The sequence below is a fragment of the Allomuricauda sp. d1 genome (assembly GCF_039592695.1).
In the GTDB taxonomy this organism is placed as follows: domain Bacteria; phylum Bacteroidota; class Bacteroidia; order Flavobacteriales; family Flavobacteriaceae; genus Flagellimonas_A.
This window is the reverse complement of sequence record NZ_JBBUTK010000002.1, coordinates 928,328-954,302: the sequence shown is the minus strand read 5'-3', so window position 1 is coordinate 954,302 and position 25,975 is coordinate 928,328. Positions and strand designations below refer to the sequence as shown.

Sequence of the window (25,975 nt, the reverse complement as noted above, 5' to 3'; positions counted from 1 at the left end):
ATAAACTACTGAAAACAAAAATGAAAAACTTGACTGTGGCATGATTTTCTCAAATACACTTTTCTTCCATTGATTGTCGCGTCAGGCTTTTTATAAGATTTTAGACTAGATACCTAAGTCACCTTAAATCATAGCCTATGAAAACCAAAACTACCCTTAAAGCAGAAAAGCACTACTTTAAAAAACTTACGTCTTGTTTATCGTTATTCCTTATAACGATGACTATGCTGCTTTTTTGCAGTAGTGTGTTTTCACAGGCCAATTCGGTACGAACAGGTGTTACCTTTACCTGGGCAGATACGCAGACAAATATCAGTGATCCGGCCACAATAGAATCCATAACCATTGACGGAAACGTTTACAGCACTTTTGTTGTCCCTTCAAACTATGAGCTGACAAGATTGGGTCCTGGTGGTCATAGTGGGAATGACATCATGCGCAATGGTTCAGAAGTTTTGGGCAGTAGTAATGACCCCAGTTGGAATTCAGAGGCACTTGATGCTTATCAATCACTGAACCTGAACCATTACTTTGAATCAAATAGTAATGGTGATAATTTTTGTGAGAATTATGGTGCTGTAGCCACCACTGACACCCAAATACAGACCATAAGTTACAATCCAGGAATTCCATCAAACGAGGGTGGTGTTCTTGCGGTAACCGAACGTGGAGGAAACAATTGTTTCTACATTGAAGTATGGGGAACACCAGTAGGAGGTGGAGCAGAGCAACGGTTGGGTCAAACCTTTGTCAGAAATGAGTTCAATCTCACAGGGGTACTTCCACCATCCCCTCCGACTGCCAATTCAGATTATTGGAGCAGTGGTCGAAACAATGAAAACGGCCAGATTATAGGTGTGGCACTCTATCAACTTTCTGAGCTTGCCCCCGTGGGCTCGACCATAACCTCTATAAGATACTATGCCGCTACCTTTGATAATGGTGACGGTAAATTCTTTTTGATGCAGACCTATGCTGTAGATGATTCCTTCAATCCAGAATTTGAAGAAGTCTTTAATGGTGATGTAGGTGCAAACGATAATGTGCCAGATGGTTCTGAATATACGTATTATGCCAGCACAAACCCATTGAATGGTACTTTGGTGGTCAATACCGACGGTACATTCACCTATACTCCAGATCCAGGGTTTACAGGCACTGATGTTTTTGAGGTACAGGTATGTCTTCCAGCTCCGAACCAACATGTATGTGACATTTCAACCGTCACTTTAGATGTCAAATCAGGAGTGAGCATCAGCGATGCCACGGCAAACGAGGGTGACAATCTTGAATTTACCATCTCTATCAATGACCCAATTGCCAATGATATTGAGTTTGACATTTCCTACAATGACAATTCTACGACTGGTGCCGATTATTCGGGGCCATCGACCGTTATCTTACCTGCATTTGCCAATTCTGTGACATTTGATGTAGCGGCTTTAGACGATGCTTGGTTAGAGGGTACCGAAACTTTCGATGTAACGATTGTGGATGCCACAAATACTGTGACAATAGTAGATGGTGATGGTGTGGGTACCATTATCGATACAGACGATGCAACGGTGACCACTGGCAACTATGATGTTGATGAAGATACGGGCATTGTTCAATTGAGAGTATGGTTACACGAATCGGGGTCAGGTGTTGAACCGGCTTTTACTGTTGATTTAACGGTCAACAGCTCAGGAATTACATTTCCGGCAACAGACGGTTCAGACTACAATGCGATAACCACTACAATTTCATTTCCAGCAAATTCACCTGCGGGAACGGAATTCTTTATCCCTTTGACCATATTGGACGATGCTATCGTTGAACCTTCTGAACAGGTCATACAAAGGCTTTCCAATGCATCATTCACCGAGGTTGGACTTGCAGGAGCTGGTGGAATGGTTCGAATTCATGACAACGACAGTGCCACTGTCACACTACAAGACATTACTGTAAATGAGGATATCGGCACGGTTGATTATGAGTTTGTTCTTTCAGGGGATGTTCAAGATTCGTTTACGATAGATTTTACCACATCGGATGGAACAGCCATCCAACCAGATGACTATTCAGATACGTCAGGTTCAGTAACATTTACAGGAAACAATAACGAGATACAGACAGCTAGCATCGCCATCAATGATGATACTATCATAGAACCTATTGAAGATTTTGATGTTAGTGGAAGCTATACGGCAACGCCTCCGGGTTTTACAAATGCGCAAGCACAAGATATTACCGTTTCAAATAGTCCCGGTACGGTTACCATAACGGATAATGATGGTGGGCCGGGTACAGGCATCAGCTTTGACAGTGACAGCGTCACCGTGAACGAGGGCGACGGCACCGCAACCTTCACCGTAAGGCTCACGGGCAACGTACAGGGCGGGTTCACCGTCGACTACGCCACAGCTGACGGAAGCGCGGGCGAGCCCGGCGACTACACCGCCACTAGCGGACAGCTCACCTTCACCGGAAGCGACAACGAATCCTACGACATCACCGTGCCCATTGTCGATGACTCATTGATTGAGCCCACCGAGGACCTCACCGTGGTGCTCAGCAACCTGTCCACGACATTGATAGGCATCAACGGCGATACCGCAACGGGCAACATCCTCGACAACGACGCTGTACCAGGCACTGGAATAGCTTTTGACAATACCGATGTAACCGTTAATGAAGATGCAGGCACTGCAACATTCACGGTACGCCTGACTGGAAATGTTCAAGGTGGGTTTACTGTGGATTATACCACGAACGATGGTACCGCCGTAGCGCCAGATGATTACACAACTCAAGCTGGAACGCTTAGCTTCACTGGTACTGATGGGGAAAATTATGATATCGTTATCCCAATTATTGATGACAATCGTATTGAAGCTACAGAAAACTATGTGGTTGAACTATTAAATCTATCGTCCACTATCATTGGCATCAATATGCCCCAAGCCAACGGTAATATTGTGGACAATGACAACATTCCGGGTGTGACCGGATTGTCATTTGATGATGATGAAGTGACAGTGAATGAAGATACAGGCACTGCAACATTTACGGTACGCCTGACTGGAAATGTTCAAGGTGGGTTTACGGTTGATTACACAACAACTGATGACACTGCGATAAATCCTGATGATTATACATTGACCAATGGAACATTGACCTTTGTTGGAAATGATGATGAATCGTACGATATCACCGTGCCCATTATTGATGACGTGATTGTAGAAAGCACTGAATCATACTTTGTGGTACTTTCAAACCTATCGACCACTGTTATTGGCATCAATGGCGATACTGCCACAGGAAACATCATTGATAATGACAGTGACGATGATTTTCCAAGTGACGTAACGGTCGATTGTGATGAAGTTCCAACTGTACCGACTATTTCATTGAATGCCAATGGATGCAGTTACACTGAAGACTTTGTAGAAGCAATTACAGGTCAAGACGATGGTTGTGATACGGAATATACCATTACCAGAACGTGGACGATTACCGACTGTGTGGGCAACGTGCGCACGCATGTACAGACCATCACGGTTGAAGACAATGAGGCACCCACTTTTGTAGAGGCCTTGCCAAGTAATGCAACGGTTTCATGTGATAATGTTCCAGATGCATTGACGTTGACTGCGTTGGATAATTGTGACAACAACGCCTTTGTCACTTTTGACGAGCAGATTACCGATGATGATTCATGTGCATCCAACTATATCATCACCAGAACCTGGACAGCTGAAGACTGTGCAGGAAATCAAACAGTTCATGTACAGACGATTACGGTCGAAGACACCCAAGCTCCCACCTTTGTGGAAGCACTACCAGAAAGCGTGACCGTAATGTGCAACGAAATACCTGATGCTGCTACATTGACGGCTGTGGACAACTGTGATACAGATGTGACCGTGACTTTTGATGAGGTGATCACCAACAATGCCAATTGTTCCGAAGGGTACACTGTGACCAGAACATGGTCGGTAAGCGATTGTGCCGGCAATATGAACTCTCATACGCAGGTCATTACCATCAATCCTACTGGTCCGATTACGGCGAGTGATTATGAAGAGGAAATCACCATCATTTGTGGTGACGAAGTACCAGCCGTACCCGAATTGACCTTTATGGGCGGTTGCGGAAACTACGATGTGGTCTTCACTGAAGACACCTTATTTTCAGATGATACCGACGATTATATGATCACACGTACTTGGGAGGTCACAGATTCATGTGGAAACACGGCCACCTTTGAACAGGTCATCTTTGTCATGCAACCACAATTGGAAGAAGTGTTCATCGACATTTGTGTTGAAGATGACCCAATAAATTTGGTCAATTACTTACCTGAAGGCTTTGACACCAACGGTGTGTTCACGGTGACCAGTGGAAATGTGATTCTTGAAGGTAGTACCTTCAATCCTGCAAATCTTGAGGTCGGGGAATACCTTATTGCCTATAGCTCAACGGAAGGGGATTGTAAATACTATGTTGACTTCATAATTACGACCAACAGCGATTGCGTGCCTTGTGGCAGAGACCAGATTGAAATATCAACAGCGGTTACCGCAAACGGAGATAACATCAATGACGTTTTTGAAATCAAGGGCGTCGAGTATTGTGGGTATACCTTCGATGTAATGATTTTTAACCGATGGGGCGATAAGGTCTATGAAGTCGTGAACTATCAGAACGATTGGGGTGGATTTGCACCAAACAATTCATTCGGCAGTTCAGGCATGCTTCCTGCAGGTACGTATTACTACATCATCAATGTAAACGGAGCTGATTTTGAACCGCTCAATGGCTACATTTACTTAGGAACCCAATAGACAAATCTTTCAATAAACATCAAAAAAGCGGGCCATGGCCCGCTTTTTTCGTTGAAAGACGGTTAAATAATCTTTCCTGAAAAGTTCATTTATCCAAAGAAAAATACGCTTTATCGAACGCTGGGTTTCATAACGATTTTAAAGATGCGTTCGACGGCTAAATTACTCATAATGAGCTGATTTTTATTGCTTTGTATATGGATTGGATCCCAAACTTCCAGTCCGATGAACACAAAACTTGACCAGTTATGGAAACTAACTATTTGAAAAATTTACTTTCAGTGGTGCTACTGTTTATCGGCTTGCAAAGCCAGGCGCAGCAGTTACCACAGTTCACCCAGTACATGTTCAACACCATCTCGGTGAATCCTGCCTACGCAGGAAGCAGGGAGACCATGAACCTCACTGCACTGCACCGTAACCAGTGGGCTGGCCTTGATGGCAATCCGACGACAAGCACGGTTTCTTTTCACACACCGACACGAAACGAAAGGGTCGGACTGGGAATCTCCTACATTTCCGATCAACTGGGCTTTGAGAGCACCAATTATGTATACGGTGATTTTTCATATACCATTCCTGTTTCGTACAACGCCAGACTTTCTTTCGGGATTAAAGGTGGTTTCACCAATTATCGGTTAGAGAATCCGGATGTGAACGATCCTTTTTTCAACGCCAACTTCAATAGCTGGAAACCCAATTTCGGTGCTGGACTGTATCTGAGCAGCGAAAGATGGTACGTGGGCATCTCCTCACCAAGAATATTGAGCACCGATTTGAACGAAGGTGAGTTTGTGGCCCTTGAAAGAAACAGCTACTATGCCATTGGCGGTTTGGTGCTTGACATTTCTGCTGATATAAAATTCAGGCCAACCGTATTGTCTAAATTCACCAACGGTGCACCAGCATCCTACGATCTGACTTCAAGTTTTTTATTCTATGACAAATTCTGGTTGGGTGCTACCTACCGATTGAACGATGCTGCCAATTTTGGTGCCTTTGCGGATTACCAAGTATCCAACAACATACGACTGGGCTATGCCTATGACCTACCAACTTCTACAATTAGGCCATATACGGGGGGAACCCACGAGGTCATCCTCATTTATGAGCCACGATTTTCAAAGAAAACCAAACTATATAAGTCACCCAGATACTTTTAAAACCAACCATGATGAAGAAAAATTACAGATTTGTTGTTTTATTGGCGGTAGTATTGGTATCTGTAGCGGCTACTGCACAATCAAGCTTGAGAAGGCAGGCTGATGAACTGTTCTACAAATTTGCCTACGCCAAGGCAATTCCTGAATATGAAAAACTGGCATTGAAAGAAAACCATGCGACACATGCATGGCAGCGTCTGGCCGAGTGTCATTTGATGTTGCGTGATTTTGAAAAGGCACTTCCATACTTTGACCGCTTTATCAACGATGACGGCCTAGAACCTGACCATTATTTTAAGTATGGCATGGCATTGAAAAGTGCGGGAAAGGAAGAAGAGGCCATGGATTGGTTCAAGCGCTACAAGAAACTGGCCAAGAACGATGCAAGGATCAAAAAGTACCTCAAAGAGGGTAATTTTGCTTCCGTATTGTTCAATAGTAGGGAAAGTTACGAGGTCGAAGAGGTACCTTTCAACACCGAGTACAGTGAATTTGGCACGTTCGCCCACGGTGGTAGACTCTATTTTAGCTCCAGTAGAATAGATGAAAAATCCGAGAATATCTACGATTGGAACAACGAAGCGTGGTTGGATATTTATCACATCGAAGAAGACAATAAAGATGCCAAACCTGTTAAGCTTGAGGGTGACATCAATTCAAAGTACCATGAGAGTTCATTGGTTTTCTCTACCAACCATAGAAACGATACGGTCATCTATTTTACCCGTAACAATTATTTCGGCAACAAAGAAGGTTTCTATACCAAGAAAGAAGGGTATGAAGTCGAAAGTTTGAACAATCTCAAAATCTACAGGGCCGAAAGCATTGATGGCAAGTGGAAAGTGACCCGTAATCTCAGTATGAATGCCGACCACTATTCTTCGGGCCACCCCAGTGTCAACACAGAACGAACCTATTTGTTCTTTGCGTCGGACAAACCCGGTGGCTACGGTGGCACCGACATTTATTACGCCCAGATACATGCAAGGGGTGGTATCGGCGAACCTGTAAACGCTGGCCCAGTGGTCAATACTGCTGGCAACGAAATGTTTCCGTATGTGAACAATGAAGGGCAATTGTTCTTTTCTTCGGATGGGCACCCAGGTTTTGGTCAATTGGACGTATTCGCAACCGTTTTGGATTCCGTTGGTAATTTTCAAGACGTCATCAATCTAGGCAAGCCCTTGAACAGCGAAAAGGATGATTTTGGGTATTATGCCCACAACAATGGTATTGATGGGTATGTCAGCTCAAACAGAAAAGGGGGGTCCGGCGGTGATGACATTTACCGATTTAGATTTTACCCCTCATTGCAGGTAGAGGGCAAGGTCACCGATGCCATCAACCAACAACCCCTTGATAGCGTGAAAATCTCATTGTTCAATCAAGAAACCACTGAATTAGTGGCTGAAACCTATACCGACCGTGATGGAAGGTACGAGATCTATATCGATAGAAAACGCAACTACATGATAGAGGCGTCACGAAAAACACATCCTAAAAAGAATGTGTACTTCAGTACCTTTTCAACCCCTAGAAGTGATCGGGTAATCAATAAAGACATTACACTTGACCCCGTGTTGGATGTCAAGGTCTTGGCCGGATTGAACAAAATATACTTTGATTTCAACAAGCACAACATCAGGCCCGATGCTGCAGAAGAATTGGACAAAGTGGTCAAATTGATGACCGAGACCTATCCTGATATGGTCATTAAGCTTGAGTCACATACCGATCCGGTAGGAAGCCATGCATACAACGACAACCTATCTGAGCGTCGTGCGAAATCCACCTACGAATATCTCATCGAAAATGGTGTGCCAAGGCACCATATTGTGTCCTACAAAGGCTTTGGTGAACGCCAACCTGTCAATGATTGTAAAACCAAGACCGACTGCCCTCCCGAAGAATTGGAGTTGAACAGAAGAACGGAATTCCCTATCATTCAAATCAAAGGAACAGTGGTTGCAAAATCAAAATAACAGTACAGCGCCCGCCGATTGCGGGCGTTTTTTATTGCTGCGTCTTCACCGAAACTTTTGATGAGACTACATCTTTGATGGGCACCACCAACTTGCCCTCTTTGGTCTTCAAGGTCATTGAGATATTGTCTATCGATTCTATGGTGCCCTCTACATCACCAAAAGAAAGCTTGTCGCCCACCATATACGTTTTGCGTGCATAGAACATTTTGAAGATATCGGAGAAAACCTCTCTCGAACCGAGACCGAAGCCCAATGCCGCCGCAAAAAGAAAGGCCCCTAAAATCAGCGTAAAGTTGCTCGTGATGATTTCGGTATCAATACCGGCTTGGTTCAGGGCGGTGATCGAAATAAAAAATACGATAATGTAAAAAATGGTACCGCTGATGAACTTAGATCCCCCGATGCCCATAGAATCAAAAAGCGACAGTATGGCCTTTTTGATCAAATTGGCAAGATAGAGTCCACCGGCAAAGATGAGAATCGCGCTGAAGAGTGTGGGCAAATAGCTAAAGATGGATACGATGCCATCTGAAATGGCATTAAGGCCCAAGACCTCTGACAGCACTACGGTAAACAACAGTATCAAGAGCACTCTCGTGAAAGCAAGAATAATCTTTGCCAAATCAATCTTTACCTCTTTTTCTCCAAATGGTTTTGCGGCCACAATCTTTTCAGAGAGCCTATCCACTTTGGCGGCCCTTAAAATCCGTTTTAGAACAAACAACAGTATTTTTACCAGCAGCCAGGCAAAAATGAGCCCTAAAATGCCCAAAACTATCTTGGGCAACAATTGAACGGCACTCCTAAAGATTTCGCCCAAGCTTTCTTCTAAGATTTCCTTGTAATTCTCCATGATGCTATTTTTTGATTCGGTTAATTTCTCTTGTTGGTTTTCAAAAGGCCTCGTATTAAATGCCCGTAGTTCGATGTCACCAGTACTGCCATATCCATAATGAATTTGGCGATGGCTACATCGTGCATGACCTTCTTGCGCATTTCGGGGGGTACGTCTCGAAGTTTTTTGTCCAATTCCCTAAAAGGGTTTTTTGAATTGTCAGCCATCCGTTATTGTATTGTATTCTTCCAACAATTTAGCTTTTGCCCTTTTCAGGCGCATTTTTATGGCACTCTCGCCCAGTTGCATGACTTCCATCAACTCTTTGATAGAGGCACCATCTTGATATTTTAATAACAAGATGGACTTATCTTCCGCAGGAATAAGTCGTAGTGCTTTTTCCAATCGCTCTGCTTTCAGTTCATAAACACTTTCATCAGAAACCTCATCATCGGTCAGTTTGTATTCTGTCTGTTCAACCGGAACAGATTTATCGCTCATTTTTCGTTGCTTGTTTCTATTCACATAATTGACACAAAAGTTATAGGTGAACGAATACAGCCAGGTCGAGAATTTCGACCTACCCTTAAATGATGCCAGTTTCACAAAAAGCATCAAAAACACATCTTGCGTCAAATCTTCAGCCTCATCATCTGACTTGGCAAAGCCATAACATTTGTTATAGACCATTTTGGCATACCTATCATAGAGCACCCCAAACATCAGGGTATTGTTGTCAGCCACTATTTGTGCTACCAATGCCTCATCAGATACATCGCCATAAAGTTTGGTGGCCGCAGACTTTTGGTCCTGGCCTCCTATAAGGATAAGAAACAACTTTTTTAAAAAAGTCACTATGGCTGGGCTTTGTAACTATATTTTCAAATATGCATCAAGATACTTTAAAAGAGATTATCTTAGTTCAAATTTTTGGCATGCTCCGTTCTAATTTCATCTTAACTGTTATTGCTATCAGTATTTTTGGGTGTAAGACCGACAAGAAACAAGTCATTGATAATGAGGAAGAATCACTGCCAATAATCGAAAAAATAGCCAATGCCCATGGTTACGATGATTGGAAAGCAGTGAAATCAATCAAATTTACCTTCAACGTTGACCGAGACTCGACCCATTTTGAGCGTTCATGGATCTGGAAGCCAAAAACAAATGAAATTACCTCAATTTCTGGCCAAGATACCCTAACATACCTACGAAAGCAGATGGACAGTACAGCTTACAAGGCCAATGCAGGTTTCATCAACGACCGTTACTGGTTACTGGCCCCGTTCAATTTGATATGGGATAAGAACAGTTACGAATACGAACATACCACACAAGCTACTGCGCCCATCAGCGGACAACCGATGCAAAAACTGACCATTGTGTACGCAAATGAAGGTGGCTATACCCCAGGGGACGCCTACGATTTCTATTTCGGGGATGATCACTTAATCCAAGAATGGACTTTTAGAAAAGGTAATCAGGCTGAACCGTCAATGAGTACCACTTGGGAGAATTACACGGAACAAAAAGGCCTGACATTGGCATTGGACCATAAAAAAAAGGGGGAACCTTTTAACCTCTATTTCACCGGGGTTGAAATAAAATAGCCGACTTTCACCTTTTCTTGCCCAAAAGAAAAGTGGCCAAAAACACTATCACGGCACAGCCCAAAAGAACAATAAAACTGGTGGTCAATGAAGCCTGTTCTGCCAAAAATCCTAAAATCGGTGGAGCGGCCAAAAACCCCGCATAGCCTGTACCGGCAATAAATGCGACACCTTGCGATGAATCAATGCCTTTAACATTGCCCCCAATTCGAAACAGTTCAGGAATGATTACCGAAAATCCCAAGCCCACCAAGCCAAAACCGATGATGGCCATATAGGTTTGGGTACTGAGCACTAAAAGATAGCCTAGAACGGCAATCAAACTGCCCAAAGCCACAATTTTTACAGAACCTATTCGCTGGCTGATGCTATCCCCCAAAAAACGCCCCGTAGTCATGGTGATGGAAAAAGCCAGAAATCCTGTTCCCCATAGAGCCTCTGGTGCCAAGCTGATTTCCTTAAGAAAAAGTCCGCTCCAATCGACAATGGCCCCTTCGCCTCCCATTACCATAAAAGAGACAATGCCAATGACCAATAGTGGTTTAAAGAGTTTAAGGCTAAAGGGCTCTTTCTCTACGGGTGCAGCAGTGAGGCGATAATAATTTTTGTACAACAGATAATTGACAATAAGAACAACAACTACGACAATGAACATATGCAGGGCCGGGTTGCCAAGATAAACAATCAAAAAACTGCCCAATCCAGCCAGAACACCACCCAAACTAAAAAATCCGTGCGCAGCCGACATGAAATTTTGTTGGTCTTCTTTTTCAATTTCGGTGACGAGGGTATTCATTGAAATATCGGTAAAACCATTTGAAGCGCCAAAAAGAAAGAGGGATGCCATCAAGCTGTAATAATTGGGAGCCATGAGCGGCAACAAAGCGGCAAAACTACTGAGCAACACCCCGTACCAAGTCGCTTTGCCCACGCCCAATCGGTTGATGATTTTAGCAGCAATCGGAAATACAGTAAACACCCCAAGGGAAAGAAAAAAAATGGCAATTCCCAATTGCGATTTATCGATTCCCAACTTTTCTTTCACTGTGGGGATGTAGATGGCCCACGTACCGAACCAAATGTTCAGGCTGGCAAATACCCATGCCGGGGCAAAGTATCTGGGATGGGAAAGGATAAGCCGGAGTGACTTCATGATTGGTCCGCAAAAAAATGCTAATCTAGCTTATTTCGACAAAATTCCTTCCTTTAGGATCTGGCCAAAACGAAACATATCCTCAAAAGAACAGTAAAATGGGGCCGGTGCCAACCGAATGACATTGGGCTCACGCCAATCGGTGATCACGCCATTTTTCATGAGATAGTCAAAAATTGCCCTACCCTCACCGTGCAGAAATACCGAAAGTTGGCAGCCCCTATCCTTTGGAGTGATGATCTCAAAGGTGCTTTCGACTTCTTTGTCGACCTCATGCAGTATGAACTCTAAATAAGCGGTCAATAGGTTGCTTTTTTTGATGAGTGCGTCCATACCCACGTCTTCAAAAAGCTGTAAGGAAGCCAAGTAGGGAGCCAATGAAAGCACCGGTGGATTGCTCACTTGCCATGCATCTGCGTTGTCAATAGGGTCAAATTGGGGTTGCATCAGAAAACGGGTCTCTTTTTTGGTGCCCCACCAACCTTCAAACCGCGGGATGTCTTTCTTGCCCAAATGCCTTTTGTTCACAAAAACACCCGAAGCGTTGCCCGGGCCGCTGTTCATGTACTTATAGCTGCACCATGCGGCAAAGTCGACATCCCAATCGTGAAGGTTCAACGCCACATTGCCCACGGCATGGGCCAAATCCCATCCTACAAAGGCTCCAACGGCTTTTCCGGCCTTGGTGATGGCTTCCATATCAAAAACCTGTCCGTTGTAGTAATTGACACCCCCTATCAGTACCAGTGCAAGTTCCTCACCTACTTCGTCAATCTTTGAAATGACATCTTCGGTTCTCCAAAAGCGTTCACCTTTTCGTTTCTTGATTTCTACGATTGTTTCTTCGGGATTCAAGCCATGAAACCGTACCTGGCTCTGCAGCATGTACTGGTCTGAGGGAAAGGCTTTCGCTTCACATAGGATCTTGAAACGTGTTTTTGTCGGTCGATAAAAGGAGACCATCAAAAAATGGAGGTTCACGGTCAGCGTATTCATGACGGATACTTCTTCGGGATTTGCCCCAACTACTTTAGCGAGGGGTTTGGCCAACCGCTCGTGATAGTCCCACCACGGCTTTTCAGCATAAAAATGGCCCTCAACGGCCAATTCACGCCAATCGTTCATGATATCGTCAACGTACTTTTGGGCATTTTTTGGCTGTAGCCCCAGCGAGTTTCCCGTAAAATAGATGACATCCTTTCCGTTGACTTGAGGAAAGTGAAACTTCTTACGATACGCTTTCAGTGCATCTTTTTCATCCAATGTTTGGGCAAAATCGAGGGTGTTTTTAAATTCCATAGCCGTTATTCGTTCAATCGTAGTCGCATTTCGTTGATGTGGCTTTTAAATCCTGACTTTTCATAAGCCTTGATGGCAGGCACATTATCGTGGTAGACCGTCAATCGTATTTCTACCAACCCACGGTCGATACACCATTTTTTTAAGGTCTCCGTAAGCTTTTGGTTGATACCTTTTCCCCGATGGGATGGCTTAGTATACATAAATCCCAAATAACCATAATCATCATGGTCTAAATAGTGGCGTGCTTTCTTTCGCAGGGCATAGCCAGAGGCAACAATCTCATTGGCAATCTCTGCCACGACCACTTTTACGTTCTCATCGGTAACATAGTTTTCTAGATCATAATAACTGACCGGGTCAGGATGAATGGTAGGGTCAAAAGGTCGTTCTGCCTTGATAAGTGCTTGTTCAAACTGCTTCAAATACGACAAATCAGCAAGAGTTGCATCGCGGACCACAACATTTTCCATACGTTAAAAATACTTCTTATTTAGCTATTTTCGCGAAAAGCCAAGCATGCACTTTTTATCGCAAGATCTAGAGCAATACATTACGGAACATTCACAAAATGAGCCTGAGATACTGGCTGAACTTACCCGTGAAACATATCTTAAAGTGGTACAGCCAAGAATGATCACCGGGCATCACCAGGGCAGGGTACTGAGTTTGTTGTCAAAAATGATAGCTCCTAAAAAAATTCTTGAGATTGGCACCTACACGGGGTATTCTGCCATTTGCCTTGCTGAGGGATTGACCCCTGACGGGCAATTGCACACCATTGATGTGAACGAAGAGCTGCATGACATTCAAAAGAAATACTTCTACAAAAGTGGTTTTGAAAAGCAAATTGTACAATATGTCGGGGATGCCCTTGAAATTATTCCAAAATTGGATATGGTCTTCGATTTGGTGTTCATCGATGCCGAAAAAAGTAATTACAATGCCTATTTTGATGTGGTCATGCCAAAGACAACATCAAGAAGTGTGATTCTTTCAGATAACGTACTCTGGTCGGGCAAGGTCGCACAACCTTTGGAAAAGAATGACAAAGCGACCAAAGCGCTTTTAAAATTCAATACACGACTCAAAGAAGACCCTAGATTGGAAACGGTGATGTTGCCCATCAGGGATGGACTGACCTTGAGTAGGGTCAAATAGTTTCGGGTTTCGGATAAAAGATGAAAAATCACCTTCCCTCAGATCTGCCCAAACGTATTTTGCCAATAAAACTTTTGTGAAATTTATAGAACAAGGCCGCAGATGTGATTCCCACCAACATGCCCACCAGAATATCTATGGGAAAATGTACGCCAACAAAAATTCGGCTTAAGGCAAAGAGTATCGGCCAAAGAAAGAATACCCAAGTCCATGCCATTTTTTTCCGTAGGAACAGGTACACCAATGTTGTGATCGAGAAAGACGAAGCTGCATGGCCCGAGAAGAAACTATAATCATGCGGGCTTTGCAATATTCGAATCAAGGTGTTCACCTGGGTATCGTTGTTGGGGCGTAACCGGGCCACCCATTCTTTGGTGAGGTAGGTCAACGACAACACGAAAAGCAGCATGACCAAAAGGGTCAACACTTTGTAGAGCCCTTCCACTTTTCCGTACTTGTAAATCAGCAACACGATGAAGAGCAAAAAAAGGGGTGTCCAGTTTGAAATGGTGGTGACTGCTGTCCAAAATACGTCATGGTCATCAATGCCCAGATTGTTCAAGTAGATAAAAGTGTCTCGATCCCATTCGAGCAATTTCTTGAGCATAACCTATTTTGTGCCCCTTTTGATGGTGCCCGTCACATCATCGACGTTCTTTTTGACCTCATCAATCTCTTTGCGGATATCTTTGGTAAAATCGGTATCGATACCTTGTTTTTCGGCACTTTTTTGAATCTCGCGTTTGATATCATCAGTGGCATCGCGCAATTGGCGCATGCCCTTGCCGAGACCTTTTGCGATACCCGGAAGCTTATCCGCCCCGAATACCATCACGACAATGAATAGAATGAAGAAAATCTCTCCCCCGCTGATAAACAAAAATTGCATGACACAAATATAATTGAAGTTGCGGAGTGTTTGAAAGCAAGTTTTGAAAATATGTCGGTAGAACGGAATACAACCATTGGTCGTCTGAAAGGTTTCGAATGCGCTCAACCTGACAGCTTGCGTCGATTAAACAAAAAACCCCGCATAAAAATGCAGGGCCTTTTTAATGTAATGTTAACTATTTTCCTTTGACCTTTTCTTTGAACTGGTCAAAATCAGATTTTTGATCTTTCAAGGGCCATGCATTGTTGGTGGTATCAATATCGGCAGTCTCCAATTTTGGATCTACAACGATACCTACCAATTCTTTATCCGAAGAAATCACACGGCTCACCTCGGCATCGTTCTTTCTCCAGATCTCTGGCGGATAGGTCACGTTTTCCTTACTGCCATCGGCATAGGTATATTCTACGATCAATGGCATGGGTATGCCCCCTGGTTTGTCAAAAGTGACCTGATAGAAATATTTGGGCTCTTCGACCTCGGCCCTTTCTTCAGCCGTCATATTGTCCATCATGAACTCCTTTAAAGTCGTCGAAGTTTCAGAAGGTGATTTACCTTTCAAGTCTTCGCTAAAATCTTCACTGTCTTCTTCAGCCAAATACACCAAAGGCGGCAAATCGGCTTCCGTAAGGTTACGTGCGGCCATGTATTCTTCCATTTGTTTGGTTGGCTTGTCGGTCACGTAGTATTTTTTGACCTCTTTCACGCCAATATCCACATAATCGGTGGTATAGAACCAACTTCTCCAGAACCAATCCAAATCAACCGCAGAGGCATCCTCCATGGTACGGAAGAAATCCTCAGGGGTCGGGTGCTTGAACTTCCAACGCTGTGAATATGTTTTAAAGGCATGGTCAAACAACTCTTTGCCCATCACCGTTTCACGAAGTATGTTCAATGCGGTCGCAGGCTTTCCGTACGCATTTGGACCCAAACTGTACACGTTCTCAGGATTTGACATGATCGGAGCGATATACTCTTGGTCGCCCGCCATGTAGGGAACGATTTTGGCGGGTTCTCCCCTTCTGGAAGGATATTTTTCATTGGGCGCGATGGCCTCTGGAAATTTCTCACCAAACTCTTGCTCGGCGATGTACTGCATAAAGGTATCTAAACCTTCATCCATCCAGCCCCATTGACGCTCATCAGAGTTCACGATCATCGGAAAGAAATTGTGCCCCACTTCGTGAATGATCACACTGATCATACCGTATTTGGTACGGTCATCATAGGTACCGTCTTCACGGGGCCTTCCGTAATTCCAGCAAATCATGGGATATTCCATTCCCTGGTTTTTGGCATGGACGGAGATCGCTTTGTGATACGGATAATCAAACGTGTGCTCAGAGTATGATTTTAAAGTGCTCACGACGGCCTTGGTGGAATACTCTTCCCACAACGGATTGCCTTCTTTTGGATACATGGAAACCGCCATTACATCTTTACCGCCAATTTTGACGGCCTGCATGTCCCAAATAAACTTACGTGAGGTGGCAAAGCCAAAATCACGAACCATTTTGCCCGGCTCGGTCTTGAACTTCCATGTTTTTTTCTTGTCGGAAAAGCTTTTTTCAGCAGCTTCAGCTTCCGCTTGCGTTACGATCAGAACTGGCTTGTCATACGACTTTTTGGCCTGCTCGAAGCGCTTCATCATGTCTTTTGAAAATACGTCTTTGCGATTTTGAAGTACTCCCGTTGCATCCAACACGTGGTCTGCGGGCACGGTGATGTTCACTTCATAATCTCCGAAAGGCAAGGCAAACTCGCCGCTTCCCCAGAATTGGTGGTTTTGCCAGCCCTCAACATCGCTGTAGACGGCCATACGCGGAAAGAACTGCGCAATCACGTAGGCACGGTTGCCATCCCCAGAAAAATATTCGTAGCCCGAACGCGCACGGTTGACCGTATGATCGGGAATGTTGTACCACCACTTGATGGAAAATGAGGTCTGCTCACCACTTTTCAATGCCTGTGGAATGTTGATGCGCATCATCGTCTGGTTGATGGTATACGACAATGGTTTGCCATTGGCATCTTTTACCCATTCGATGTTGAAACCCCCATCAAAAGGCTCGGTCACAAAGGTCTGCGCAAAATTACCGGTGGTATAGGCAAGGTTAACCCCATTACCGTTTCTTAAAGGCGATTTTGAATCTTTGGCACGCACATTTTGGTCCAACTGCACCCAAAGAAACTCAAGATCATCGGGCGAGTTGTTATGATAGGTAATCGTTTCTTCGCCATAAATCTTGGCATTTTTGTCGTCAAGCTCAATGTTCATGACATAATCGGCCTGTTGTTGGTAGTAGTCGGGGCCTGGCATGCCCGAAGCCGAACGATAGGTATTCGGAGTGGAGAACTCTTCATACAACTGTTTGAACTTACTTTGATTGTAGTGGCCAGGTTTTCGCTCCTCTTTTTCCTCTTCTCCTTCTTGGGCCATCAATGAAGCCCCAAAAACAAAGAGCAAGGAAGCAAAATAATACTTGTATTTATTCATTTTTACTTTGATTTTAAAACGTTGAAAAATAACCCTTTTTAACTAATCGTTAAGGCAATGTCAGAAGTTTAACATTCCTTTATCATTGCCCTTGATGAGCACGAAACTCTTCTTGTTGTCCTTCCATTTTACATGCACAATATTCTTCTGTTCTTCAAACAGATCGGTCAAGATTTCATTTTGTACGCTCATGGTTTTTATGTCTTTAAGAACCATTTCTGGCACCTCGATATAGCAAATGGCCACATCATTGTCATAGCGCTTGCCCAAAAAATCGTATTTGACAGGTTCACCGTCAATGGTGATGACAAATTTTGACCTTAAGTATTTTTCGATGTATGCTTCGGAAGTCTCAGATTCTCTGTCAGTGGCGAGACCCAGTTCAACCTCATAGCGCTCTTTGAGCACATTTTCAAGGTCATCGATAAAGATTCGGGTGGTCACTTGAAAGGCAGTGTCTTCTTCAGAATATTTGATATTGGTCACACTGACATAAAATTTGTGGGTGGTCGCAAAGGATACCATAAGGACGGAAACCGCCATCAAGAACAATACAATCTTTCTATTCGTTTTCATCATAGTTCAATTAAGCAAACGTCATGCCAAGGATTCAATGAAATTACAAGCCCTAAAATCCAAATCCCAAAAAGCACCTTCCCATTTAGCATAAGACACCGAGCATCCAGCATCCAACAAACCTACTCCAAACCATTATTCTTCCGATAGTCAACACTTTTGAACCTTAAAAACTCCCACATTTTCAATTGATCGCCGGTGTCAACAATCTCTTGAAATGTGCTATCCACCTCACAGAAATACATAAAGTCATCCACTTTTTCGTCGGGAATTTTCAAAACTTCCTTAAAAAAGCGATGGTCAAAAGACACTTGTACTTCTTGGGTCTGTGCATATGTTGCGTCAATTTTCACTCTATTTTTCAGCATTTTAGTACGTCCAGTTATGGCATTGATTATGGGATTCAGGGAAACAGTAAGTGGCCTGCTAAGCGAATACATGCCTTTGGATGCTTCTTGAAGCTTACGCTCACTCTGTGTCGGTATTCTTGCCCCTGCATTGGGAAGACCAAGAGCTTCGGCACTGACATCCTTTTCCAACTGCAAGGTCTTGACATCTTCATCAAGTTTTCCTGAAAGATTGAAGGGCCGTACCTCGACTTCATCCAATTCATTGACAAACTCCTCTAAAGGAACGTTCACAAATGCCGTGTTGTACACTGATGAAGTAATCGGAAGGACTTTATTCTTAAACTGCACCGCCAAAAAAATCAAGGTGTCATTCCGTTGCACGTTGATTGAAAAATTGCCCTCAAAATCAGTGATAACAGCATTTTGGGTATTGATGTTCCGTACCACGACTCCTGTCACATCTTTATTGGGGGCAATGACCTTGCCTTTCAGTTGTTTGCTCTCTTGCGCATAAACCACCGAGGAAAGACAAAGACCACAGAAAAAGAAAAAAAGAAGGGCAGGTTTCATTCCTGTTCGGCCAAAAAAGTTTTGCTTTGGGTCACCAAGAAGTCAATCAGTTCAAATTCATTGTCTTTGCGCAGCAGTTCTTGCGAGGGAATCCGATCATCACAGTACAATAAAAATTCATCGATCTTGTCTTGCGGCAACCGTAGATCCACCACAAAAAATTCATCGTCATACACCTGTCGCAACACCTCACTGACCTTGAGGGGTTCACGTTGCACCCCATCTTGCCCTTTTGCAGGAATGAACAACGCCTTAAAAATATTCACAAAATTGAGCTGCCCCTGAATACGTTCGTTCTGTGAGGTATACGCCACGTTTTCAACTTCAGTGCTGCGATCAATTTCATATTCGACCTTTTTGAACCGTTCGTTTTCCATCTCCAAAAACTTTTGCTGGTTTTCGGGGCTGACGACCACTTCATCCAATTCAGTGACTTTTTCATTGACCTCGACCACCAAACGCTTTTTTCGCATAATCTCATCGGTGACCGTCACGATTTCCAATTGATAGTTTACGGCGGTAAAGACCAGCTGATCCCCTGTCTTGGCCAAGATAACGAAGCGGCCATTATCATCGGTTATGGTGGCCCGCCCCGTGGTAGAGTTCACCACATTCTCATTGGCCACATTGCTGTCTCGATACAGTACTTGGCCCCGCAATACCTCACGGCCATTGTCAGTTTGGGCGTGCAGGGTAAAACCTATAAAAAGAAGAAGCAAAACAGTGGTTGAACGTATCATAAATTTGAGCCTAGTATACCTTAAAGAAAATCCTTCAGGGTGGCATAAAAAAATTTAAGGGTTCTAAACTTTTGTTAATTGTTCAAAAACAGTGCCACAGCCCTGCGATAAAATGGTTTTTAAATCCGTTTTGGGCGGGTCTCCTTTCAACCTTGGCAGGGTGCATTTAAACGTATAAAATTAGGCCAAATTAGAGAGAAGGTTACATTTGTGTTTCGGGCATTTATTCCGCTTAATATCCTGGCCATGAGAACACCACTACGATTCGTACCGCTTTTTTTGCTTGTTATGTTTTCTGCGACCGCGCAGGTCAAGATCGGTGACAATCCACAGACCATTGACCCAGCATCGGTGTTGGAGCTTGAAAGCAGCTCACGGGTCTTGGTCATCTCAAGAATGAACAGTGCCCAGATGAACAGCCTGAGCCCGCTGCGGGGTGCCCTGGTGTACAATACCGACACGCAATGTGTGCATTATTTTGAAGGTGCGCAATGGATTAATCTTTGCGAGGGCTTGAATGGTACGACCAATGAGAGTTTAGAGATTGTAGACGGCAACTTGGTACTTACCGACAGTGAGGGCAATTCGGTGAGCGTAGAATTAGAGTCGCTATCTGAATTGACTTTTAGTACTGATCCTATTGAAAATTTTCTTGAATCAATAATTATCACACAAAATGGCAACAACTATAATTTTGAAGTAGGCCGAATAAATGGGTTTAACAACATACAAGCTGCATCAATAACAGCCCTTCAATTAGCAGAAAATTCCGTAACACAATCAGAACTGAATGCTCGTTCCGTGAGCGAAGAAAAAATCGATATTGGTACCGACCCTGGACAGGTAAGCCTAACCGACTTTCCAAACGATGCTGGCTTTATCACTGGGGCTGACATTGTCAGTGGCGACACACCCAATTCCATCACGGCAGGGTCAGATGGTGGTGCCTTGTATGACGACAGTGGTCTACAGATACAGATTGATGCCAATAGCAATGCCTTAACACTCAAAGAAGATCAGGCAAATAAATCCACAGATACAAGTCTTGGCAATTCTGATATTTTATACCCCACACAAAATGCGGTGCGAACTTTTGTTAACAATGCCATTTCAGGTTCAACCCAAACAATAGTTAGCGGCAATGGAGGGAACTCAATTACACCGGGAAGTGATGGCGGTGCTTTTTTTAATGCCACTCCACTACAAAATGCCATTGATGCAAACACTACTGCTTTAACCCAAAAAGAGGATTTGGCAAACAAGTCTGACAATACCAACCTTGGTAATTCTACCACTTTATACCCAACTCAAAATGCTGTTAAAACTTATGTTGACAATCAAATCATCTCTTCTGGGGGGAGTACGGAGGAAGCGGATTTAATTACAATAATTGGAGACGGTAGTCCTGGAAACGAATTCAGAATCAATGACAATGCTATTAACTCTGCTAGGATTCAAAACGGCCAAGTTCAAAACGTTGATCTCCAAAACAATGCGGTAACCACGCAAAAAATTGCCGATGGCACTATTCTGGGCGATGATATTGACCAACAAGGAGCTACCCTAAATCAAGTATTAAAATGGAACGGCGCTACTTGGATACCCGCAAATGACGAAGAAGGTGGCGGCGGTACAAACTTTACCGCTGGCGATGCCCTTACCCTCGATGGTGCTAACAATTTAGATGTCAATGTCGACAATGCTACCATTGAAATCAATGGAGTCAATGCCTTGCAAGTGGCGGATTCTGGAATTACCAATGCAAAATTGGATGATGATTCTGTTGATAGTTCAAAAATTGATAATGCCACTATTCTAGCCGAAGATTTCAACCGAATGGGGGCCAACGATGGAGAAATTTTAAAATGGAGTGATGCTGCCAATGCAGGATTAGGAGGTTGGATTACAGACTTCGATAACACGAGTGGAACAGGTATCCCTACACTAACAAATGGCAATATTTTAATCGGTAATGGATCCAATATACCAACAGAGCAAATTGTAGGCGGAGATGCAACTATGAATAACGTAGGTATTTTGACCATCGCCGACGACGCCGTGACATCGGCCAAGATCGACGACGCGACCATAGCACTGGCCGACCTCAGTGACATGGGGGCCGCGGACGGGCAGGTGCTCAAGTGGAACGCCACCACGACCGCATGGGAGCCCGCAGCGGACGACGACGGCGGGACAGGGTTCACAGACACCGAAGGCGACGACGGGCTTTCAGATTTCGACCCCGCAGCGGGCTATGACGTCAACGTCGACGGGACCACCATCGCAATCAACGCCACCGACCAGCTCGAACTCGCCGACGACGCCGTGACATCGGCCAAGATCGACGACGCGACCATAGCACTGGCCGACCTCAGTGACATGGGGGCCGCGGACGGGCAGGTGCTCAAGTGGAACGCCACCACGACCGCATGGGAGCCCGCAGCGGACGACGATACGGGTTCTGTTACTGGCATATCTGGCTCTGTATTTTTTGCAGATAATGTAACTGGGGCTCTAACAGAAAATAATGGCCAACTATTTTGGGATCAAACAGGTAATAGATTAGGGGTTGGAACAAATAACCCTGCAATTGGAGTTAAATTACATGTCGCTAATGGCAGAACAAGAACTGAGGGAATTTCAAATTCAGATGGAACATTGTCAAACCCCGCATATGGTTTTGCAAATGATACAGACACCAATACCGGCCTCTATCTTCCTGCTCAAGATCAATTGGGAATAGTAACTGGTGGATTAGAAGCAGTAAACATAAGAGAAATTGGAAATGACACAGAAACCACTATAAATGGAAGTCTTGAACTTACTGAACAACTTCTGGATGAAAATGGAAATACAGGAAATGCGGGTGATGTTTTGACTGCCACAACAACTGGGACCGAATGGAAAGAACCTTCTGTAGTTGCTATGGGTAAAGCAAATGGAGCCAATTCTATTCGAGTTAGTGGAGCAACTGTTACAGGAGGAGGGGGTATAAACGTTGTGAGTCTCACCACTGCCCGACCTACTGATGATTATATCATACAGTTAACCGTGGAAGGTGATAATAGAATTTATGTTACTTCTCAAAACCCAGGAAATTTCACTGTTGAAATTAGAAACAACGTTACTAATTTTTTAATTGTAACCGAATGGCATTTTACAGTTTTAGATTTTTAATTTGAAAAAGTTATTCTGCATAACACTCTTTTTCGGTTGCCTCTTGGCATCCGGCCAGTCCGCTTTGTACAATTCAGGTGGGTTGCAGGTACATGACCAAGGGCAAGTCGGCTTTCATGTTGATTTGATCAATGACAATGTCTTTACCACTGGTGAGAGCTTGGTAGGGTTTTATGGTGGGTTTCCCCTTTTTGTTGATGGCACGGTGGCCCCTACCTTTTATGATGTGGAGTTCTTTACCGCAGGCGATGTGATTTTAAATGTTCCTGTTTCCGTAGTGAACAATGCCAACTTTGTTGGCGGCAATGTACAGACGCAGGTGACCGACCCCAGCATCAACCTCAACTTTTTGCAAGACGCCTTTTTTACGGGGGAAAACGATACTTCAAAAGTGGTCGGTTTTGCTGCGGTGACCGATAAAGCGACCTTTTCGTTTCCTGTGGGTGATGCCGAGCAATTGCGTTCGCTATTGCTCGAAAGTGAAGGGCGAAACGCTTTTGCCAACTGTGCGTATTTCTTTGAGGATCCCAACAATCCATTGACGTATGACCAACAGTTTGACACCGATAACCGGGTGCGTGATATTGGTCAAATTTCGGCCACGGAGTTTTGGGTGTTGCAGGGCGATGTACCCTCTCGAATCACCATTAATTGGAATGCCCGCAGCAACTTGGCCAATTTGGCCAACACTCCGGAAGAAATCATCGTGGTGGGCTACAACCTATCAAGCAACCAATGGGTGGTTTTGGGCAATGCGGCATTCGGGGGCGACATCACTGAGGGTTTTATCACCTCAGATACCTTTGTGCCCAACAATTACGGAGCCATCACTTTTGGCACCGTGCCCTTGCCTACCGACACTTTTCCGGTCAACAACCCAAGCTTGGGTAATTATTTTTTGAGTCCAAATGGCGATGGCATCAACGATTTTCTGGTCATTGATGGACTGGAAGAATCCCCCAACAATGTATTGATCATCTACAATCGTCTGGGCCAAAAAGTGTTCGAGCGAACCAATTATGTAAACGAATTCAACGGATTTGCCAACACCGATAACTTTGTCATCAGCCGCGATACTGGCCTTGAAGAGGGCATTTACTACTACATTGTCACGCTCAACGACCTCAACCTAGAATATCAGGGGTTTCTTTTTTTAGATCGTTAGTGGCATCTCCACTGTTCCGGTTACCTCTAGAATTTTTAAGTTTGTAATGCTTGTAATTCAAAATACACGAAACAAGCATTAATAAACTTTAAGCCTGTGAAAAGAAGGTCTTTTGTAAAACAATCGAGTATGGCCAGTTTGTTTGTGGCCTGTGCGCCCCAACAAGGTTTCGCCAACACTGCTGAATATTCCGTTGACGAATTGATGGGCAAAGCCGATATCGATTTGTATGGAGAGGGCATCAACCTACGTGCAGCAGCCTACGATGCCTTTGTTGAAATGGAGAAAGCTGCACAAAAAGACGGATTCAAAATACAGATGGTCTCGAGCTATCGCGATTTTTACCACCAACAGCGCATTTGGGAGCGCAAATACATCAGATACACCGAAGATGACGGAATGCAACCCGCGGATGCCATTGACAAAATCATCGAATATTCTACGATACCGGGCACCAGCAGGCACCATTGGGCCACCGATATCGACATTGTAGATGGTAACCAAAAGGTATCGGGTGATGTGCTCGTCCCCAGTAAATTTGAAGGTGAAGGTCCGTATGCGCCTTTCAAAAAATGGTTGGACAAGCATTCTGAAGATTTTGGATTTTACTTGGTCTACACTGACAATCCGGAGCGGAAAGGGTTTAAATATGAACCTTGGCACTACAGTTATGCACCCATTTCAAAACCCATGCTTTCGGCTTATCGAAAGCTGAACATCCTAAAATTGATTTCAGAAGAAGAGTTTGCAGGATGTGACCACTTCACCTCCAATTTTCTGAAGACCTATATTCAAGACAACATTTTGGATATCAACCAAGTCTTATTATAGCCCCAATTTTTGTATCTTTCTTTCGCCTAGAACACTGACTGTCATGAGAAGTAGGGGAAGTTGGAAAATTCGTATTCTCATCGGCTTGGCCATCGTTGCCTTTGCCTTTATCCAGAAATGCAGCAATAAAGAAGAGAATCCGTACACGGGTAGGGTGCAGCACATCAACATGACCCCCGAACAAGAGATTGCCATCGGTTTGCAGAGTGCCCCAGAAATAGCCCAACAACATGGAGGTTTGTACCCTGATGAGCGTATGCAGGCGTTGGTCGATGCAGTAGGCCAAAAACTGGTGCAGAACAGTGTGGCCCGTGAAACACCCTATGAATATGATTTTCATCTTTTGGCCGATGATCGGACCATCAATGCTTTTGCACTTCCGGGTGGGCAATGTTTTATCACTTATGCACTTTTTGAACAATTGAACGAAGCCCAGCTCGCCGGGGTATTGGGCCATGAGATCGGCCATGTGATTGGCAGGCATTCCGCAGAACGTATTGCTGAAAGCAGTTTTTGGAAAACCGTGACCATGGGTGCTACAGTGGGTGCCGATGCAGGGGGCATTGTCGGCAGCATTGGTCAGAACACCTTGCTGAAAAACGGTCGTGGCGATGAGCTTGAAAGCGATGACCTTGGGGTACTTCTGATGATGCAGTCAGGCTATGACCCCTATGAAATGATCAAGGTGATGGAAATTTTAAAGGCCGCTGCCGGCCCGAATAGGGTGCCCGAGTTTCAAAGCACACATCCCGATCCTGAAAACCGCATTGAGAGAATACGTGAGGCCATCGAAAAGTATAGAGGTCGATAAATAGTGTTAATTCAGCGATAAAAACTGGCGATTAGGCTGTTTTACGTATCTTTATGGTTCCCAAATTACTTATTCAAACTTAATCCCTTATAGCTGTAGTACCAGAAAAACAGACTATATGGGAACACTTTTACATTTCAAAAACTTATATGTGCAGGCATTTTCAAACTGCAAGCCCGAAATCGTGGTATTGCTCTTGAAAGTATATTCGGTATTCTGTGCCCTGATGCTATCAATGGCGATTTATGCCTTTATTTATAGGGTTTTTACAGGATTCGATTATTATTTTTAAAATATAAAACGAAAAATTTACTCTTTTACTTGAACA

General features: G+C 44.1%; 22 protein-coding genes. 10 read left to right on the top strand and 12 right to left on the bottom strand.

The window, feature by feature from the left end; genetic code table 11:
• Window positions 1-224: 224 nt before the first annotated feature.
• The 3 genes from AAAH86_RS11395 (at window position 225) to AAAH86_RS11385 (ending at window position 7,974) form a co-directional block, all read left to right on the top strand.
• Complete coding sequence (locus AAAH86_RS11395) at window positions 225-4,829, top strand: Calx-beta domain-containing protein (protein WP_343487748.1); 4,605 nt, start codon at window positions 225-227, stop codon at window positions 4,827-4,829.
• A gap of 248 nt (window positions 4,830-5,077) precedes the next feature.
• Window positions 5,078-5,992, top strand: a complete 915-nt coding sequence (locus AAAH86_RS11390) for a type IX secretion system membrane protein PorP/SprF (protein WP_343487747.1) — start codon at window positions 5,078-5,080, stop codon at window positions 5,990-5,992.
• A gap of 8 nt (window positions 5,993-6,000) precedes the next feature.
• On the top strand, window positions 6,001-7,974 hold the full coding sequence (locus AAAH86_RS11385; protein WP_343487746.1) for an OmpA family protein: 1,974 nt from the start codon (window positions 6,001-6,003) through the stop codon (window positions 7,972-7,974).
• 31 nt (window positions 7,975-8,005) lie between these two features.
• Here AAAH86_RS11385 and AAAH86_RS11380 read toward each other — a convergent pair whose 3' ends face one another.
• From AAAH86_RS11380 to AAAH86_RS11370, 3 genes are read right to left on the bottom strand one after another with little or no spacing between them, the layout of a single operon-like run.
• The gene (locus AAAH86_RS11380) at window positions 8,006-8,830 is read right to left on the bottom strand and encodes a mechanosensitive ion channel domain-containing protein (protein WP_343487745.1); all 825 of its coding nucleotides are present in this window, start codon (window positions 8,828-8,830) and stop codon (window positions 8,006-8,008) included.
• Between the two features lie 20 nt (window positions 8,831-8,850).
• A complete protein-coding gene (locus AAAH86_RS11375) occupies window positions 8,851-9,039 on the bottom strand; it encodes a hypothetical protein (protein ID WP_343487744.1) in 189 nt (62 codons plus the stop codon).
• Window positions 9,032-9,667: an RNA polymerase sigma factor gene (locus AAAH86_RS11370; protein WP_343487743.1), complete on the bottom strand. Its 636-nt coding sequence runs from the start codon at window positions 9,665-9,667 to the stop codon at window positions 9,032-9,034. The genes AAAH86_RS11375 and AAAH86_RS11370 overlap by 8 nt, the downstream gene beginning before the upstream one ends.
• Window positions 9,668-9,747: 80 nt before the next feature.
• On the opposite strand from AAAH86_RS11370, the gene AAAH86_RS11365 reads away from it, so the two are divergent.
• Window positions 9,748-10,422: a hypothetical protein gene (locus AAAH86_RS11365; protein WP_343487742.1), complete on the top strand. Its 675-nt coding sequence runs from the start codon at window positions 9,748-9,750 to the stop codon at window positions 10,420-10,422.
• 7 nt (window positions 10,423-10,429) lie between these two features.
• Here the strand turns inward: AAAH86_RS11365 and AAAH86_RS11360 are convergent, their stop codons facing one another.
• From AAAH86_RS11360 to AAAH86_RS11350, 3 genes are read right to left on the bottom strand one after another with little or no spacing between them, the layout of a single operon-like run.
• On the bottom strand, window positions 10,430-11,575 hold the full coding sequence (locus AAAH86_RS11360) for an MFS transporter (protein WP_343487741.1): 1,146 nt from the start codon (window positions 11,573-11,575) through the stop codon (window positions 10,430-10,432).
• A gap of 30 nt (window positions 11,576-11,605) precedes the next feature.
• On the bottom strand, window positions 11,606-12,874 hold the full coding sequence (gene kynU / locus AAAH86_RS11355) for a kynureninase (protein ID WP_343487740.1): 1,269 nt from the start codon (window positions 12,872-12,874) through the stop codon (window positions 11,606-11,608).
• Window positions 12,875-12,879: 5 nt separating this feature from the next.
• Window positions 12,880-13,347, bottom strand: a complete 468-nt coding sequence (locus AAAH86_RS11350) for a GNAT family N-acetyltransferase (protein WP_343487739.1) — start codon at window positions 13,345-13,347, stop codon at window positions 12,880-12,882.
• A 46-nt stretch (window positions 13,348-13,393) separates the two neighbouring features.
• Here AAAH86_RS11350 and AAAH86_RS11345 point away from each other — a divergent pair, with 46 nt between their 5' ends.
• Window positions 13,394-14,035, top strand: coding sequence for an O-methyltransferase (locus tag AAAH86_RS11345; RefSeq protein ID WP_343487737.1), 642 nt, complete (start codon window positions 13,394-13,396; stop codon window positions 14,033-14,035).
• 28 nt (window positions 14,036-14,063) lie between these two features.
• On the opposite strand, the gene AAAH86_RS11340 is transcribed toward AAAH86_RS11345, so the two are convergent.
• The 6 genes from AAAH86_RS11340 to AAAH86_RS11315 form a co-directional block, all read right to left on the bottom strand.
• A complete protein-coding gene (locus AAAH86_RS11340; RefSeq protein ID WP_343487736.1) occupies window positions 14,064-14,642 on the bottom strand; it encodes a phosphatase PAP2 family protein in 579 nt (192 codons plus the stop codon).
• Between the two features lie 3 nt (window positions 14,643-14,645).
• On the bottom strand, window positions 14,646-14,924 hold the full coding sequence (locus AAAH86_RS11335; protein WP_343487735.1) for a twin-arginine translocase TatA/TatE family subunit: 279 nt from the start codon (window positions 14,922-14,924) through the stop codon (window positions 14,646-14,648).
• A 178-nt stretch (window positions 14,925-15,102) separates the two neighbouring features.
• Complete coding sequence (locus tag AAAH86_RS11330) at window positions 15,103-17,427, bottom strand: M1 family metallopeptidase (protein ID WP_343487734.1); 2,325 nt, start codon at window positions 17,425-17,427, stop codon at window positions 15,103-15,105.
• Window positions 17,428-17,487: 60 nt separating this feature from the next.
• Complete coding sequence (locus AAAH86_RS11325) at window positions 17,488-18,006, bottom strand: DUF6702 family protein (protein ID WP_343487733.1); 519 nt, start codon at window positions 18,004-18,006, stop codon at window positions 17,488-17,490.
• Between the two features lie 119 nt (window positions 18,007-18,125).
• Window positions 18,126-18,923: a carboxypeptidase-like regulatory domain-containing protein gene (locus AAAH86_RS11320; protein ID WP_343487732.1), complete on the bottom strand. Its 798-nt coding sequence runs from the start codon at window positions 18,921-18,923 to the stop codon at window positions 18,126-18,128.
• Complete coding sequence (locus tag AAAH86_RS11315; RefSeq protein ID WP_343487731.1) at window positions 18,920-19,663, bottom strand: carboxypeptidase-like regulatory domain-containing protein; 744 nt, start codon at window positions 19,661-19,663, stop codon at window positions 18,920-18,922. Before AAAH86_RS11315 ends, AAAH86_RS11320 begins: the two co-directional genes overlap by 4 nt.
• A gap of 246 nt (window positions 19,664-19,909) precedes the next feature.
• Here AAAH86_RS11315 and AAAH86_RS11310 point away from each other — a divergent pair, with 246 nt between their 5' ends.
• From AAAH86_RS11310 to AAAH86_RS11290, 5 genes are all read left to right on the top strand, one after another.
• Window positions 19,910-22,840, top strand: coding sequence for a hypothetical protein (locus tag AAAH86_RS11310; protein WP_343487730.1), 2,931 nt, complete (start codon window positions 19,910-19,912; stop codon window positions 22,838-22,840).
• A gap of 1 nt (window position 22,841) precedes the next feature.
• Window positions 22,842-24,005: a gliding motility-associated C-terminal domain-containing protein gene (locus AAAH86_RS11305; RefSeq protein WP_343487729.1), complete on the top strand. Its 1,164-nt coding sequence runs from the start codon at window positions 22,842-22,844 to the stop codon at window positions 24,003-24,005.
• 129 nt (window positions 24,006-24,134) lie between these two features.
• Window positions 24,135-24,836 (top strand): M15 family metallopeptidase, encoded by a 702-nt coding sequence (locus tag AAAH86_RS11300; RefSeq protein WP_343487728.1) that lies wholly within the window; start codon window positions 24,135-24,137, stop codon window positions 24,834-24,836.
• Between the two features lie 43 nt (window positions 24,837-24,879).
• Window positions 24,880-25,647, top strand: a complete 768-nt coding sequence (locus tag AAAH86_RS11295; RefSeq protein ID WP_343487727.1) for a M48 family metalloprotease — start codon at window positions 24,880-24,882, stop codon at window positions 25,645-25,647.
• 118 nt (window positions 25,648-25,765) lie between these two features.
• Window positions 25,766-25,939: a DUF6747 family protein gene (locus AAAH86_RS11290; RefSeq protein WP_343487726.1), complete on the top strand. Its 174-nt coding sequence runs from the start codon at window positions 25,766-25,768 to the stop codon at window positions 25,937-25,939.
• Window positions 25,940-25,975: the final 36 nt, after the last annotated feature.

Coding starts and splice junctions, on each gene's coding strand:
- AAAH86_RS11395 (WP_343487748.1), top strand. CDS start 225: ATGCTGCTTTTTTGCAGTAGTGTGTTTTCACAGGCCAATTCGGTACGA.
- AAAH86_RS11390 (WP_343487747.1), top strand. CDS start 5,078: ATGGAAACTAACTATTTGAAAAATTTACTTTCAGTGGTGCTACTGTTT.
- AAAH86_RS11385 (WP_343487746.1), top strand. CDS start 6,001: ATGATGAAGAAAAATTACAGATTTGTTGTTTTATTGGCGGTAGTATTG.
- AAAH86_RS11380 (WP_343487745.1), bottom strand. CDS start 8,830: ATGGAGAATTACAAGGAAATCTTAGAAGAAAGCTTGGGCGAAATCTTT.
- AAAH86_RS11375 (WP_343487744.1), bottom strand. CDS start 9,039: ATGGCTGACAATTCAAAAAACCCTTTTAGGGAATTGGACAAAAAACTT.
- AAAH86_RS11365 (WP_343487742.1), top strand. CDS start 9,748: ATGCTCCGTTCTAATTTCATCTTAACTGTTATTGCTATCAGTATTTTT.
- AAAH86_RS11360 (WP_343487741.1), bottom strand. CDS start 11,575: ATGAAGTCACTCCGGCTTATCCTTTCCCATCCCAGATACTTTGCCCCG.
- kynU (WP_343487740.1), bottom strand. CDS start 12,874: ATGGAATTTAAAAACACCCTCGATTTTGCCCAAACATTGGATGAAAAA.
- AAAH86_RS11350 (WP_343487739.1), bottom strand. CDS start 13,347: ATGGAAAATGTTGTGGTCCGCGATGCAACTCTTGCTGATTTGTCGTAT.
- AAAH86_RS11345 (WP_343487737.1), top strand. CDS start 13,394: ATGCACTTTTTATCGCAAGATCTAGAGCAATACATTACGGAACATTCA.
- AAAH86_RS11340 (WP_343487736.1), bottom strand. CDS start 14,642: ATGCTCAAGAAATTGCTCGAATGGGATCGAGACACTTTTATCTACTTG.
- AAAH86_RS11335 (WP_343487735.1), bottom strand. CDS start 14,924: ATGCAATTTTTGTTTATCAGCGGGGGAGAGATTTTCTTCATTCTATTC.
- AAAH86_RS11330 (WP_343487734.1), bottom strand. CDS start 17,427: ATGAATAAATACAAGTATTATTTTGCTTCCTTGCTCTTTGTTTTTGGG.
- AAAH86_RS11325 (WP_343487733.1), bottom strand. CDS start 18,006: ATGATGAAAACGAATAGAAAGATTGTATTGTTCTTGATGGCGGTTTCC.
- AAAH86_RS11320 (WP_343487732.1), bottom strand. CDS start 18,923: ATGAAACCTGCCCTTCTTTTTTTCTTTTTCTGTGGTCTTTGTCTTTCC.
- AAAH86_RS11315 (WP_343487731.1), bottom strand. CDS start 19,663: ATGATACGTTCAACCACTGTTTTGCTTCTTCTTTTTATAGGTTTTACC.
- AAAH86_RS11310 (WP_343487730.1), top strand. CDS start 19,910: ATGAGAACACCACTACGATTCGTACCGCTTTTTTTGCTTGTTATGTTT.
- AAAH86_RS11300 (WP_343487728.1), top strand. CDS start 24,135: ATGGCCAGTTTGTTTGTGGCCTGTGCGCCCCAACAAGGTTTCGCCAAC.
- AAAH86_RS11295 (WP_343487727.1), top strand. CDS start 24,880: ATGAGAAGTAGGGGAAGTTGGAAAATTCGTATTCTCATCGGCTTGGCC.
- AAAH86_RS11290 (WP_343487726.1), top strand. CDS start 25,766: ATGGGAACACTTTTACATTTCAAAAACTTATATGTGCAGGCATTTTCA.